Below are 598 nucleotides of genomic sequence, written 5' to 3'. Positions count from 1 at the left end.
GATCGGGCTCACAGGTCTCGCTCAGGTGCACCTTGTAACCGCACCAGCCCGCACCACGCTTGAGACCGTAATGAGCATCGCGGTCATAGGGCGAAGACAGCCGTGCTCTGGCCGGCGGGAGATCGTTGCCCTCCCGCCAGCGCACCCCCTTGCCGTCGCGGTGATACTGCTGGATCCAGGCCACGCGCAAGGTCTCGACCGCGGGGATGGCCCGCAGCCAGCGCGGGGCATCACCCGCGTGGATGGCCTCCAGCAGGGCAAAGCCATCCTGTCCCGCCGTGGTGGCCCACTGGGTGCGCGCATTCTCTCCTTTGGGGAAGCGGTAGGAGTCCACTCGACGCCCATAGCGTTCGATCCACTCGGGAGCAACCATCTCCGCCAACCAGCCGGGTGCAGCGGCGGCCAGCGCCTCCAGCGCAGCCCGCAATGTCTCCCCGACGAACTCCATCCGGTTCAACGTCCGTACCGCCGCCAGAACGTGCGTGGAATCGGTCCGCTGCCGTCCACCGGCACACAGCAGCCCCAGCTCCGAGCAGCGATCCAGTAGCAGGTCGAAGACCCTGTCCTCGATCCCGTGCTCGATCAACCGACCCCGAAA

At 67.1% G+C, this 598-nt stretch carries 1 pseudogene; it reads right to left on the bottom strand.

The features are described 5' to 3' along the window. A pseudogene (locus tag IEY82_RS38745) lies at positions 1-586 on the bottom strand (IS5/IS1182 family transposase); the annotation flags it as partial. Positions 587-598: the final 12 nt, after the last annotated feature.

Origin of the sequence: Nonomuraea cavernae (assembly GCF_014646355.1) — a bacterium.
GTDB lineage: Bacteria > Actinomycetota > Actinomycetes > Streptosporangiales > Streptosporangiaceae > Nonomuraea > Nonomuraea cavernae.
This window is presented reverse-complemented; position numbering and strand designations above follow the sequence as displayed.